At 58.5% G+C, this 14059-nt stretch carries 12 protein-coding genes; 1 reads left to right on the top strand and 11 read right to left on the bottom strand.

Annotated features, from left to right (window positions below):
* Positions 1–21: 21 nt before the first annotated feature.
* The 11 genes from QMB98_RS00920 to QMB98_RS00870 all read right to left on the bottom strand — a co-directional run bounded on the left by QMB98_RS00920 (position 22) and on the right by QMB98_RS00870 (position 12179).
* A complete protein-coding gene (locus QMB98_RS00920; protein ID WP_371683748.1) occupies positions 22–567 on the bottom strand; it encodes a prepilin peptidase in 546 nt (181 codons plus the stop codon).
* On the bottom strand, positions 564–1400 hold the full coding sequence (locus tag QMB98_RS00915; protein ID WP_371683747.1) for a shikimate dehydrogenase: 837 nt from the start codon (positions 1398–1400) through the stop codon (positions 564–566). The genes QMB98_RS00920 and QMB98_RS00915 overlap by 4 nt, the downstream gene beginning before the upstream one ends.
* Complete coding sequence (gene mltG, locus QMB98_RS00910) at positions 1400–2593, bottom strand: endolytic transglycosylase MltG (protein ID WP_371683746.1); 1194 nt, start codon at positions 2591–2593, stop codon at positions 1400–1402. The genes QMB98_RS00915 and mltG overlap by 1 nt, the downstream gene beginning before the upstream one ends.
* On the bottom strand, positions 2577–3050 hold the full coding sequence (ruvX, locus tag QMB98_RS00905; RefSeq protein WP_371683745.1) for a Holliday junction resolvase RuvX: 474 nt from the start codon (positions 3048–3050) through the stop codon (positions 2577–2579). Before ruvX ends, mltG begins: the two co-directional genes overlap by 17 nt.
* Before the next feature lie 14 nt (positions 3051–3064).
* The gene (gene alaS, locus QMB98_RS00900) at positions 3065–5752 is read right to left on the bottom strand and encodes an alanine--tRNA ligase (RefSeq protein WP_371683744.1); all 2688 of its coding nucleotides are present in this window, start codon (positions 5750–5752) and stop codon (positions 3065–3067) included.
* 561 nt (positions 5753–6313) lie between these two features.
* On the bottom strand, positions 6314–6655 hold the full coding sequence (locus QMB98_RS00895; RefSeq protein WP_371683743.1) for a DUF948 domain-containing protein: 342 nt from the start codon (positions 6653–6655) through the stop codon (positions 6314–6316).
* Positions 6656–6730: 75 nt separating this feature from the next.
* Complete coding sequence (rpsD, locus tag QMB98_RS00890) at positions 6731–7351, bottom strand: 30S ribosomal protein S4 (protein WP_371683742.1); 621 nt, start codon at positions 7349–7351, stop codon at positions 6731–6733.
* 131 nt (positions 7352–7482) lie between these two features.
* A complete protein-coding gene (locus QMB98_RS00885) occupies positions 7483–8826 on the bottom strand; it encodes a replication-associated recombination protein A (RefSeq protein ID WP_371683741.1) in 1344 nt (447 codons plus the stop codon).
* A gap of 100 nt (positions 8827–8926) precedes the next feature.
* Complete coding sequence (locus QMB98_RS00880; protein ID WP_371683774.1) at positions 8927–9787, bottom strand: O-antigen ligase family protein; 861 nt, start codon at positions 9785–9787, stop codon at positions 8927–8929.
* A 308-nt stretch (positions 9788–10095) separates the two neighbouring features.
* Complete coding sequence (locus tag QMB98_RS00875) at positions 10096–11241, bottom strand: dTDP-4-dehydrorhamnose 3,5-epimerase family protein (RefSeq protein WP_371683740.1); 1146 nt, start codon at positions 11239–11241, stop codon at positions 10096–10098.
* A gap of 176 nt (positions 11242–11417) precedes the next feature.
* Entirely contained in the window at positions 11418–12179 is a 762-nt protein-coding gene (locus QMB98_RS00870; RefSeq protein WP_371683739.1) for an SGNH/GDSL hydrolase family protein, read from the bottom strand.
* A 190-nt stretch (positions 12180–12369) separates the two neighbouring features.
* Between QMB98_RS00870 and QMB98_RS00865 the strand changes: the two genes are divergently transcribed.
* Positions 12370–13770 (top strand): polysaccharide biosynthesis tyrosine autokinase, encoded by a 1401-nt coding sequence (locus QMB98_RS00865; RefSeq protein WP_371683737.1) that lies wholly within the window; start codon positions 12370–12372, stop codon positions 13768–13770.
* Positions 13771–14059: the final 289 nt, after the last annotated feature.

The following is a 14059-nucleotide window of genomic DNA, read 5'->3' as shown; positions in this document are numbered from 1 at the left end:
GAGGACTATCTTGCCAGAGTTTTAGGCGAGGCCGGTTGCGAGTATCGCTCCTAGGACCATGGCGGGACCGTAGGGAGCTGTTTTCCTCCCGAGAGCCACGCTGATGAGCACCCACACGGCCCCGATTGCGACGGCCGCCACAAGCGCGAGTCCGAGCGGACCCCACCCGAGAGGTAGCAGCCACCCGCCAAGAACGCCCGCAAGCTTCACATCCCCAAGGCCAAGCTGGTAGTTGGAGAGGATGCGGGCGATGGCGAAGAGGCAAAAGCCGATGCTGGCACCCACGGCCGCAAGCAGAAGCATGATAATCCCGGCGGGAACGTCAAGGAACATGATCGAGATCGGATGCAGAACAACCAGAATCGCGGCGATGATCAGCCACGGGTCGGGCAGGTATCTCGTTTTTGCATCGATGAGGAACAGGATTCCGAAAACCCCACCGAGAAGTGTTGCGAACACGGTTGTGCTGGGGAACAGCGTGTCCCAGCCCGCGATGAGGCCAGCTACTGCGCCAACAAGGAATGCGATGGAGAGCCACAGAACGGGTACTCCCCTGGTCCAGTTCATCGCCTTGCCAACTCCTCCAGGAGCGCCTCCCGCATGACACCAACATCGGGAGTCTTGTTGCTGAAGAGGCGAACCTGGGACACGGCCTGATGAAGCAGCATGGACCAACCGGGAACGATACGTGCACCGCGGGCCTCGGCTGCCGCCACGAGCCTCGAGGGCCACGGGTGGTAGTTCACGTCGAGAACGGTGAGCCGCGACAAATCCGGTAGCGCCTCTACGATCTGATCCGAGAGAGTATCTGCCACGCCCGTGGGGAGGGTGGAGATGAGGAGTCCGGTACCGGGAAGCGCACCGACGATGTTGTCGGTCAGCTTGACCAGGGAGGGGCTGAGATCCATTCGAGTTGCGGCAGCCACTGCCGATCCGGGACCGCCGTGGTTGCGTGCCGCGAGCGTGATGTGCTCCTTGATCCCGAGTTCGACGATGGCGGCCAGGGAGGAGGAAGCCGTTGCCCGGGATCCGAGAATGATGGCCGAGGGTGTCGAGATCTCCCCCGACTCGCGCACCGCCTGGGCGATGCCGTAGACATCCGTGTTGAAACCAACGAGCTGACCACCTGTGGGCTGGTAGCAGACGGTGTTGACCGCACCGACGGTCTTGGCGAGACCATCGACGAAGTCGAGCTTGTCGATGATGGCCTGTTTGAGCGGCATCGTGATCGACAGTCCCGCCCACGACTCGTCGAGCGAGGCTAGGAGGTCGTCGAGCTGATCGAGGGTTGTGGGATAGAGCTGGTAGTCAATGTCGACACCGAGGTCACGGTATGCTGCGCCGTGAATAGCGACGGACAGTGAGTGCTCAATCGGGTATCCCGCAAGCCCTGCCTTCATCAGTTCTCTCCTTCGTCTGCTCCACCAACCTCGGGTGCTTCCTCACGGCCGTAGTTGGGGTTCTCTGCCAGCCACTCGTTCAGGCGAGCAACGTTGGCGTTGTGCTCCTCCAGGGTAGCCGCAAACAGAGTTTCACCGGAGTTCAGGTCCACAGTGACGAAGTACAGCCAGTCACCATCTGCCGGGTTAAGCACGGCGTTCATCGCCTCGTTGCCGGCCGCACCGATCGGGGTCGGCGGGAGACCTGCGTGAAGGTACGTGTTGTACGGATTGTCGTTGGCCAGATCCTCGGAGGTGGGGATGCCACCGGACTTGCCCACGCCGTAAAGAACCGTGGAGTCCATCTGCAACCTGCCGTTGACCGAGTCCGTGTCCACAAGCCTGTTCTCGATCACGCGAGCCACCTGCGCGTAGTACTGGGTCTGGTTCACTTCCCTTTCAAGGATCGATGCCTTGATGAGCAGTTCCTGGCGCTCGCCCTCGGGAACACCCATGGAATCAAGCTCAGAAGTACGTGCGGTGACCATCTCACCCAGGATCTCGTGGACGGGAGTATCGGGAGAGACCATGTAGGTTCCCGGCTTGTACCAGCCCTCCACGTTGCCGCCCGCTTCCTCGGGCAGTCCGATGGCTTCGGCATTCTCGGACGCTGCCACGACATCGGCGATGTCGACGTCCATGAGGTTCGCGATCCGCTCATGCACCTGGGTGCGGGTGAAGCCCTCAGGAATCGTGATCTGAACGTCCACGCGCTGAGCATCGTGATCCTTCAGGAGGGTCACGGCCCGCTCCGCGGGAATGTGGGTGGGTAGCTGGTACGTACCGGGCTGAATACTGCCCGCACCAGTATCAGCATTGAAGGCATCGATGAAAGCTTCGCGGGATGCAACGATCTCGTTCTCGAAGAGAATGGTTGCCATGTCGGAACCTGTCGAACCCGAGGGGATCGTCACCTGGATGGTCTCGCCCTCCTCGCCCTCCGCGTAGTCTTCGGGGCTGTTGGAGAAGATCTCCGAGGCGGGTCCGTTCGTGATCCAGTCACGCACATTGGGAAGAACGGCAACGGTGATTCCGGCGAGGATCGCGAGAATAAGAACGAGGATGGCGGCGGACCTGCCGCGGCGCTTCTTCCGTTGGGGCTTAGCCTCGGCCGCGGACTCATCGTCGCTGAAGGCCTCAAAAATGTCGCCCATGCGAACCCTTTCTGCTCACCAGCTCCCCCGGTGCCTGCCCTGTTGTTTCTTCGATCTCGAGAGCAAGTTCCAGGATGAGGATGGCAGAGACCTGGTCAACAACTGAGCGATGGTGACGCTCAGACTTGCCGGCCTCGTGCAAACTCTTATGTGCACTGACGGTCGTCAGTCTTTCATCTACTAAACGTACCGCAATGTCACGGTGACGTAACATAATCTGTCTCGCGAAGTTGCGCGCGTCCCTGGCAGAAGATCCTTCGGTCCCATCCATGTTTTTTGGCAAACCTACAATGATCTCCATCGGCTGATACTCGTCGATCAGATCCTCGACATCATCGATGTGACCATCACCACGGCGGTCCCGGTAGAGTGTCTCGACCGGGGTGCAGAGTATCGCGTCCTCGTCGCACGTGGCGACGCCGATGCGCGCCCGACCCACATCAAAGGCCAGGCGCACGCCCTTACGCTTGCTCAGAGGGAGCTCGCAATCTGCTGCGCCGCCTCAGAGATCTTCGTGACGTCCTGTCCGCCACCCTGGGCGACATCGTCCTTGCCGCCACCGCCGCCGCCGAGAACGCCGGACGCAACCTTGACGAGAGCGCCAGCCTTGACGCCCTTGTCGCGAGCTGCCTCGTTGGTTGCGATGACAACCGTGGGGCGGCCCTTCGACTGACCAAAGATGGCAACGACTGCGGGTTCGGAATCGGCGATCTTCGAACGCACATCGAGAGCGAGAGTACGCAGGTCATCACCGCTCACCCCGTCACCCAGGTCCTTCCAGGTGTAGAGAACCTCGCCGTGGCGGGTGGCGGCCTTCGCGATCTCGTCCGCACCCGCCATGAGCTGAGCCGTCCGCATCGCAGCAACTTCCTTCTCAGCGTTCTTCAGGCGCGTCATGAGGGCGTCGATGCGGTCGGGCAGCTCGTTCGGGCGGGAACCGAGCATCGAGGAGATCTGGGAAACGAGGGCACGCTCCTTGGCCCCGGCTGCGTAGGCACCCTGGCCCACGAGGGCGTCGATGCGGCGCACGCCGGAACCGATGGAGGCCTCACCGAGAACCGACACGAGACCAATATTGCCGGTCTCGGGCACGTGGGTACCCGCGCAGAGTTCCTTCGACCAGTCGCCACCAATCGAGACAACACGCACGCGTTCGCCGTACTTCTCGCCGAACAGAGCCATGGCCCCGGCCTTCTTCGCCTCATCCAGGCTCATCTGCTCATCGGTGACAAGCAGGTTCTCCTGAAGGCGGGAGTTGACGCGGCCCTCAATGTCGGTCAGTACGTCAGATGGGACCTGCTGTCCGTGACGGAAGTCGAAGCGCAACCTCGAGGGAGAGTTCTCCGAACCGGCCTGGGTGGCCTGTTCTCCCAGGAACTCGTGCAGAGACTTGTGAACCATGTGGGTTGCGGTGTGGGCGCGCGCGATCTGGCCGCGGCGATCCACATCGATTTCTGCGTGAACGCGGTCCTCGAGGGCAACCGAGCCCTCGGTCAGGGTGCCGCGGTGAACCGTGAGTCCCTTGATGGGTGCCTGAACGTCCATGACGTCCACAAGGCCGCCACCGGCGATCGAGATGTGGCCGTGGTCTGCGAGCTGACCACCCTGCTCAGCCCAGAACGGGGTCTGATCGAGGATGATCTCGACGTCTGCGGGTGCCTCGACTGCGGGTACGGGCTGACCATCCACGAGGATGCCAACGACCTTGCCGTCTGTCGCGGTCTCCGTGTAGCCCAGGAAGTGGGTGTTGCCGGACTTGCCGAGAAGCTCGTTGTAGACCTGGACATCAACGTGACCGGTCTTCTTGGCCTGAGCGTCCGCACGGGCGCGATCGCGTTGCTCCTGCATGAGAGTGGTGAAGCCCTCGGAGTCGACCTGGACTCCCGCTTCCTCCGCCATCTCCAGCGTCAGGTCAATGGGGAATCCGTAGGTGTCGTGCAGGGTAAAGGCGTCGTTACCGGAGAGAACGAGCTTGGAACCAGAGTCCTTCAGCTTCTTCACGGCGCCCTCGAAGATCGTGGTGCCAGAGGCAAGGGTCCTGCGGAACGCCTCCTCCTCGGCGTAGGCAACCTGGGAGATCTGGTCGAAGTTCGCCTTGAGCTCCGGGTAGGACTCCGACATGACCGCCATGGACACGGGAAGGAGGGTGGGCAGAGAGACCTCGTCGTAGCCGAGGAGGCGCACGGAACGAACGGCGCGACGAATGAGGCGGCGCAGTACGTAGCCACGTCCGTCGTTGCCGGGGCGCACACCATCGCCAATGAGCATGAGCGAGGAGCGCACGTGGTCGGCAATGACCCTGAGCTTCACGTCATCTTCCGTGTCAGCTCCGTAGGACTTGCCAGTCAGCTTCTCGGTTGCCTCGATGACGGGGTACACCTCGTCGATCTCGTACATGTTGTTCTTGCCCTGGAGGATGTAGGCGAGACGCTCCACACCAAGGCCGGTATCGATCGATTTGTGGTCGAGTTCGCCGATCAGCTCGTAGTTCTTGCCCTTGCCTTCGCCACGCACGAACTGGTCGAACACGTTGTTCCAGATCTCGATGTAGCGATCCTCAGCCTCGGGGTTACCCGGCCATCCCGGAACCTTGCCGCTCTTGGCTTCGGGGCCGAATTCGGGGCCGCGGTCGTAGTGCCACTCACCGGTGGAGCCTGCGGGACCGGGCTGACCGGTGTCCCAGCACGCCTCTTCCCAGGGCAGCAGAACGATGCGATCGGGGGTCATGCCAATCTTCTCGGTCAGGTGGTTGTAGGAGACGGTGTCCTCTTCCCACAGAGTGATCCAGAGGCGCTCCGGGTCAAGACCGTAGCCGCCCTCATCCTGGCTGGTGGTCAGCAGACCCCACGACAGGTCGAGAGCACCCTCCTTGAAGTAATCACCGAAGGAGAAATTACCCGCCATCTGGAAGAACGTGCCGTGACGAGTGGTACGACCAACGTTCTCGATGTCGTTGGTGCGGATGCACTTCTGCACCGAGGCAACACGAGGCCACGGTGCGGGTTCGGTTCCCAAGATGTAGGGAATGAAGGGGACCATACCGGCAATCGTGAACAGGATGGACGGATCCGGAGACACGAGCGGCACGGACTCGGCCACGTGATGATCGTGCTTACGGAAGTAGTCGAGCCAACGGTTGCGAATCTCTGCAGTGCGCATGGTTCCTCTTCTGTGCCGCGGTAGCGGCCTTGTTCTCTGCCGCTTCCGCGGCTTGTGTGGTGCCACCGTAGTGGCAAGTACTGTGTGTGGGGCATTTGTTCAGTTCACGAACGATTCCGCCAACGATCCAGAGACCATTACGCCTCTCCCCATCACCACCCCGATCCCCGGACCGAGGACCAATCAACCCTCAGGACCAATCAGCACTGAGAACCTATCAGTACTGAAGAGAACTAGTCTCAACAGTTTGATCAGGACCTTTCAGAACCGCTCAGATCCGGTCGGGACTTGCTCAGACCAGACCTGAACTTGTTAATTCCGACCAGAACTTCTTGGATCCGATCAGCACTTGGTAGGTCCGCTCGGAGCTCATAGATCCGACCTCACCCGAACCGCTTCCTTGCTGTTATTCCGAATGGATTACCAGGTGCGAGAGCGATCCCGGGATCGTGCCTGTCGTGGGTTTTTGGTGATGACATGGAGATGACATCGTGGGCTCTGTTCCGTTGGAAGAAACCCTTTCGAGAAAGACTTCCGCCCCGGTTAAAGCTAGTGGGTATTCTACCTTTGCTTGTTGCGCTTTCCGAAAGCGCGGCGCACCGCCAGGAACGGTGCCGAGATCGTGGAGGTCACGATCGTCGTGGTTGCCGAGAGATCCTCAGCGGTGCGGGCAGCGGCCGAGGTGATCGTGTCGATCCGATCGAGCTGACCATTGGCTCGTGCCACGGTCTCAGCAGCGTTGGTGAGAGCAGGAAGAGTCTCATCCGTGAGCTTTTCAACCGACACTGTCAACTCATCAAATGTCTTGCCCAGCTTCGTGAGCGGACGGATGAGGAAGATGACGAGCGCAACGAAGGCGAGTGCGGCAATGATGGCGGCAATGCCGCCCAGGGTGATCTCCATGGCTGAGTCCTTCTGAATTCCTCTGAAAAAGGTGTGCGCCCTGAGCATATCCTGCCCAGGGCGCACAAACGAAGATCAGCGAGAGTAGAACTCGACGACCAGCTGGTGGTCGCAGGTCACGGGGATCTCAGCGCGCTTCGGGCGACGAACGAGGGTCGCGTTCAGCTTCTCGAGCTGAACATCAAGGTACTCGGGAACGTCGGGCAGAACGTCACGGTGCACGCCAGCGGCGGCCATGAGGAACTGATCCGAGGCCTGGGACTTAGCCTTGATCTGAAGGGTCTGACCCGGCTTCACGCGGAAGGAGGGGCGGTCAACGATCTTGCCGTCAACGAGGATGTGACGGTGAACGACAACCTGGCGGGCCTGTGCAATAGTGCGGGCGAAGCCTGCACGAAGCACGAGTGCGTCGAGGCGCATCTCGAGAAGCTCAACCAGGTTCTCACCGGTCTGGCCCTCAGTGCGGTGTGCCTCTTCAAAGATGGTGCGGAGCTGCGACTCGCGGATACCGTACTGGGCGCGCAGACGTTGCTTCTCCTTCAGACGAACCGAGTAGTCGGAGTCCTTGGTGCGGCCCCGGCCGTGCTCACCGGGACGGTAGGGGCGGCGCTGCATGTAGCGCTCTGCCTTGGGGGTCAGCGCGATGCCGAGTGCGCGGGAAAGGCGCACCTGCTTGCGGGAACGTGAATTAGCCATAATTCTCCTGTCGAAATCGATACTGCACAGCATCAGGTATTGATACTGCGGGGCCACCTCGTGGCTAAGGCCCCAGGGGTTCCATCGCGGGCACATGGAAGTGCCGTCGAAGCAACCGAACTAGCGTACCACTACTCCCCATCAAGAATGGAGCGGATTCTCGCCAATCTGGCAGTGATTTGTGACTCGTAACCGTTCTCCGTGGGCTCGTAGTAGCGGGTCCCCTCGAGCTCATCGGGCAGGTACTGCTGGTTAACGATGTGGCCGGGGTAGTCGTGGGCATACTTGTAGCCCTCACCCGCGCCGGTCTGCCTCGATGCCCACACGGATCCATCACGCAGGTGGTTGGGAATGGTTCCTACCTTCCCGTCACGCACGTCCTTGATAGCCGCATTGATGGCACCGTATGCCGCGTTCGACTTTGGCGCAGTTGCAAGGTGGACCACGGCCTCGGCAAGAATGATGCGGGCCTCTGGCATGCCTACCAGGGCAACGGACTGTGCGGCCGCAGTTGCTGTCTGCAACGCCGATGGATCCGCCATCCCAATATCCTCGGCCGCAGAGATCATGAGCCTGCGAGCAATGAACCGGGGGTCCTCCCCCGCCTCTAGCATCCTCGCCAGGTAGTGCATGGCGGCATCAACATTGGATCCACGCACGGACTTGATGAAGGCAGAGATGACATCGTAGTGAGCATCCCCATCCCTGTCGTACGACATCGCCGCCACATCGATCGCTTCGGATACATCCTCAACGGTGATTCTGGTTTCGTTGCGTGCCGCGGTCGTACCCGCCGCCGCTTCGAGAACGGTGAGGCTCCTTCTCGCATCGGAACCCGCGAGACGAACAATCATGTCCTCGGATTCTTCAGGAAGTTCAAACTTCCCATCGAACCCGCGCTCGTCTGAGATGGCTCGCTGAAGGAGAGTGCGAATGTGCTCCGGACCAAGCCCGTGCAGAGTCAGCATGATCGAACGAGAAAGCAGTGGAGTCACGATCGAGAAGGAAGGATTCTCCGTGGTCGCAGCCACGAGAATGACCCACCTATTCTCCACCGCCGGTAGTAGAGCATCCTGCTGTGTCTTGGAGAATCGATGAACCTCATCGATGAAGAGAACAGTCTCAGCACCGGAGGTGCTGAGATGACGGCGGGCTTCGGCGATCACCGCTCTCAGATCCTTCACACCAGCTGACACAGCTGAGAGCTCCACAAACTTACGTGTGCCGCTCCGTGCGATCAGGTACGAGAGAGTTGTCTTGCCGGTACCGGGAGGGCCCCACAGAATGATCGAAGATGGTCCAGAGTCGTTTCCATCGGACTCAATGAGGCGTCGAAGCGGAGCTCCGGGAGCAAGAAGATGATCCTGACCAAGCACATCATCAATAGAACGAGGTCGCATGCGAACAGCAAGAGGCGCCCCAGCATCACTCGGTATGCCCTCGGGCGCCATTCCTGCGTTATCGAACAAGTCCACGGACCTAGTCTAGCTTCCGGTTCTGACAGCCTGAGACCTCAAGCTAAATCGACAGATTAATCAAAGTGAACCAGACGGTGAACCAGCCAAGGCGGACTACCTATTGGGTTTGCTCTATCTCTTTATTTCTCGTTGCTCGATCTCCGCTGCTTGCAACATGCGGTCGGCACCAAGCCAGTACAGCCCCAGCCATTAACCACACCACAGGAAAGTCTTCCAGGTGATCAATGCTTGTGTGGATCCCGAGGCACATCCAGGCCATCATTCCAATGAATGCGGCTGAGCGTGCTGCTGGAGAGCACCGATACAGCACGCCGCCAAACAGGCACGTTAGCAGGAGCACTCCGATGATTCCCAGTTCCGCCCCGACCTGCAGAAACAGGGAATGAGTTGCAGCTAGATCGGCGCGAGATGATGCCAGTTCAGAACTAGCCGTAAAGGTTCCCATTCCGGTCCCAACCGCAGGATTGGTCGACCAGAGACTAAGGGCATCGGACCAAAGTGTGTGACGCGCGGAGCTGAGGCTCTCACCATCGGATAACCAATCCGGCCATGAATCTCGAGTGCCTAGGTAGGTCACGACGATGACTGCGAGCTCGACACCAAGGAACGCGATAAGAAAGCTCAGCCACTTCGGTGGGGCCGTCCAAAAGATAGCGACTGCACTTGCACAGACCAAAACGACTGCCAGGAAGAACGATGCCTGGGATGCACGGGACATGAGAAGTCCCGCTAATCCAATGACGATGCCGAGCAGAACCCGGTAATTCAGCAGGCTCGGGACAGCTCCATGAGAGCTAACTTGACCTGGAGCTCGATGAGAGCTCGCTCCGGTTTCTCGCTGGTATCGCTTCCACAAACGTGCGTTCGAGGTTAGCGCGTGTGAGGTAGGCGGAGATGACGGCACTCCCCTGTTCCCGATCCGTTCATCGTGAATGATCAGTGCGGCAAGTCCAACCATGAGAACTCCAACTGCGCTACGTGCGTTGGCATAGATGGGCTGAACTGAAATGACAACTGCGACCAGAGCAATGAGCATTGGGAGGACGGTCTGATTGGTCCAGAGCTTTTTGAGCTGAATGGCTATACCGAAGCTAATGACCACACACAGAGGAGCGATGAGGTAGGGCGAGGAAAAACTGAACTCCCCAGCGCTAATCACAGGTGAGAGCAGTACCCAGGCGTACCAGAGCCCGAGCAGGATCATTGGGGCCATCCAGCTTCTTGGACGGCTGGCTCTTTCTGAGATCCGGTGCTCGTTGATCACTGTCATCGAGATCGCTGAGCCAGATTCGCAAGAGTAGGGATAATCGCATCGAGATGGGAATCAATGGTGGTCGCTGCTTTCAAAGCCGCCATCTCCCCACGCCGGTACGGATCGGCAACATCATCCCTGGAACTGCTACTCCGATGATTCCACAGGTGCTCACTAACATCCGCAAGTCGTGCACTCGGGGGCAGGGAACCAATTTCCCGAGCCGCATGGCCGATGACAAAGGTCTTGTTGGCGACAGTGGGCCACTCATCAAGAATGTACCGCCTGTGGTCACCTGCCATGGTAAGGATCAGGTCCGCTTGATCCACGTCAGCGCGGGTCAGTTGCCTTGCCACATGGGCCTCGGCATTTCCCTTGCCCTTCGCGTGAGCCGCCATGGGAGGATCAATTCCCTCACCTGCCAGCCCGTGAGTGCCAGCTGAGAAGAACTCGAGTCCAGGAACGTTCTGACCGCTCGCCACAACATCTGCGTATGCGGAGCGGCAGATGTTTGCCGTGCACACAAAGAGAACCCGATAGTTACCATTTCTTTGGTTTGAAGCCTGGTGGCCAATTCCAAAGCTGAAGCCTGAATCTTGGGTCGAAGGCTCCTTGAAGTGGGCACTGCCTTCTAGCATCGGAAGTGCCTTGTCGCGTTCAGTCATGAGGGCGTCACGTGGACCTATGGGCCAATGAACTCCAAGGGCTGGATCAAAGAGATTGACACCCATATCTCTTTCCTTCGCCTCCCGGTTCCAGTGTTCGTTGAGAAGGTAGCTAAAGGTTGTTCCGGGCTCGAGCACTTGGTGAGCGTTAGCCACACCCCGTGGAGTGAGTACCGCAATACTGGGATCAAGGATGAGTTCGACCACCTGGCCATAGCCGACTCCGGGGCGCAGGTCGACCCAAGCTCCGTATGCTCTACCAGAAACAAGGCTGATCAAACGATCCCACGGCTCGGAATGAAAGCCTCGGGTGACTCCTACTTTCTCAACGTGGGTGATGTTGTGCTGAACCGGCTGGAATCCTTCGATTCCCGCAGCGTCCAATGCGCCGCGGTGAAAGTGTTCTTTGAAGTAGCCTTCAGGAGTTCTCAACACCGTGAGGCGAATGATCTGGAGTCCCGGAATCTCAGTATCTTCAACGAACAAGTCCTGCATGATTGCCTCCCAATTCGCTTCAAACCTATCGATGTATTAAGTGTCCATCGAGTTGAACAAAGGACTGTGGCTCAATCGCTTGCATCTGTGGCTTAACCAGCTGCACCTCTGGGTCCATCACCTTGTGCACAACTCACTATCTCAACGTTGTGATCGTCCTCAAAGTTGTGATCACTTCATTGGTTCAATGTTGCGACCACTGCCTGTGCAATCTCCGCCTGTGACTCGGCGCTTAGAGCCTCCCCGTCACCAAGAGCAGGCTGGCCGAGATCAACATAGATCCCACCAACGCTTTCCACCGAAGCACGCACGTTAGCGACATGGAATGGAATCCAGTCGGGCAGAGTGTCTGCCGAGCTAATGGGCGACAGTGCAATGATCTGAGCATCAGGGAGAGCAGCACGTAGGTCTTGGAAGTACTGATCGGTCGCTCCCCCAATGGGAATGTCACCATCGGCCGAACCGCCGAAAGTCACAACGACCTCGGGTTGCGATTCAACTACGGCATCGACCGTTCCCGGGAATGCCTCACACGGAGAGTTGTCACATGATCGTGGAAGCGTCACAAAGCCACGACCTGGAGCCGACAAATTTGACACAATGTTCCAACCGAGCTCCTCAGCGACAGGATTGATCCAGTTCTCGGGAGAGTCGTTGATCGAGTACGTATCACCAATGATCACGACCGTCACCTGAGGCTCAGTCGGTGCTTCGCTCGGCTCTTCTGTCGCTTCCTCGGATGGAGACTCATTCACCTCCGGTTCTGATTGAGTGTCTGTGGGAGATGACTCAGTATTAACCGTCGGCGTGTTTGTTTCACTGCTACTAACAGTGGCCCCTGTGCTCGTGAGCGCCATGTAACTGAGGACGATTGCCATCACTGCAAGAGCAGCAAGCAACACAATAGATTTTGCCGTCTCGCGGCTTCTTCCATTCATGGGAACCTTGCGCTCCTTGACTTGCGACCAACAACGGAATCAACAGTTTAGCCTGGGGTGGAACATCACAGCTGGTAAACAGCCCGTGTACTCACACAACTAATACATTTCAAGATATTATCGTACGGTGCCACTCATGCGGTACGTGTAAGGAAGCGCACCGCAGTCTAGGTAAACCCAGGGAAGGTCAATGGAACTTCAACAGTATGTACAGGTGTTAAGGGAATACTGGAGAAGTATTGTCGCGACCATTCTCGTAACGATTTGCCTCGTCGCTGGTTACACAATTCTTCAAACGCCCCAATACTCGACTAAAGCAACGATCTTCGTCTCAGTCGAGAGCGGCGAGTCCGCAGGAGAGCTTTCCCAGGGTGCCACTTACGCCGAGCGTCAGGTTCAATCCTTCGTCGAAGTCGCGTCGACCTCAATCGTGCTTCAGCCGGTCATCGACGAACTTCAGCTCGATACCACCCCGGCGAGTCTGGCCAGTAGAATCTCGGTGTCCTCCCCAGGGACAACGTCCCTCATCGACATTTCGGTTTCCGGAGCAGACCCAGACGAGATCACTACCATCGCAAACACGACGGCAGGTAGCCTCGTCTCCGCTGTCGATGAGCTGTCGCCCCAAAGGTCTGACGGCCGAGGGCTCGTGAGCGCAGCAATTATCAATCCTGCAGTTGTTCCCTCCAGCCCCACCTCGCCCAATGCAACAACCAACCTGGTACTTGCCGTTGTTCTTGGAACCCTTCTTGGCTACGGGCAAGCACTGCTCCGAAGCATCCTCGACACACGAGTGCGGAACGTCGATGACATCCAGGAAATCACAGAGGTTCCGGTATTGGCAGCTGTTGCCCACCAGGATCCGAAGGCATCCAAGGAGAGCCAGCACGCTCATGCCGAGGCCTATCGCAGGCTGCGCACCAACATTTCTTTCATTGGTATTGGTGGCGAGCGCCGCCCTTCCCTCGTTGTTACTTCGTCACTTCCCGGCGAAGGCAAGACGCAGACCGCGGTGAACCTGGCCAAGGTGCTCGCGCAGGCAGGCGACAACGTCCTCCTCATCGATGCGGACCTTCGACACCCCCAGGTTGCAGCGCGACTCAAGCTCGATAGCGAACTAGGATTGTCCGATGTTCTCTCTCGTCGAGGCAACCTCTCGGATCTAACGATTCTTGCCGACGATAACCTCTGGGTCCTTCCGGCAGGCACAGTACCACCAAATCCGTCGGAGCTTCTCGGCTCTCTTTCGATGGAAAAGTTGCTTCAGGTCGCTGAACGAGAATTCGACCATGTCATCATTGACTCTCCCCCGGTTCTTCCTGTCACAGACGCCACTATCCTCGCCTCCAAGACCGGCGGCGCCGTCCTCGTTGCTCGCGCGGATAAAGTACGGAAGAATCAGCTGGAATCAGCACTCGATCAGCTGTCTGCGGGACAGGCTGAAGTCGCAGGCATTGTCGTCAACGACCTAAATGTCACTAAGCGAACTGACCAGTACGGCTACTACTCGGAGTACACGAAGGGTACTGGAGTCCGCCCGGAGGGGACAGCCAAGGCCAAAGATAAGTCAATGGCAAAGCATCAGGCATAGCCTCAAGTTCGAAGCGGGGCTATCCGCTCCAAATGGCACTGGTCACCCTCTTATGAGCTGGGTATCCAGTGCCATTTTCTTCCCAGGAATCGAAGTTCTAAGTGCATACGATCAATTGCAACGTGCTTGCCACGAGTACATCGCACCCGCTTTCTAGAGGATCCTTGTGAACCCACGTAACCTCACTTGAATCAAGCTCATTTCAGAGCCTCTGGCTGTGTGGCTCGCACTTTACGGGCTCTTCATAATTGGGGGTGTAGTTTGTTTTGGAATCCGCCGCTGCCCAGGA

The sequence above is a fragment of the Flaviflexus sp. genome (genome assembly GCF_041440645.1).
Classification (GTDB): domain Bacteria; phylum Actinomycetota; class Actinomycetes; order Actinomycetales; family Actinomycetaceae; genus Flaviflexus.
Note: the sequence above shows the minus strand (reverse complement) of the source record. Positions and strands in the feature narration are given on the sequence as shown.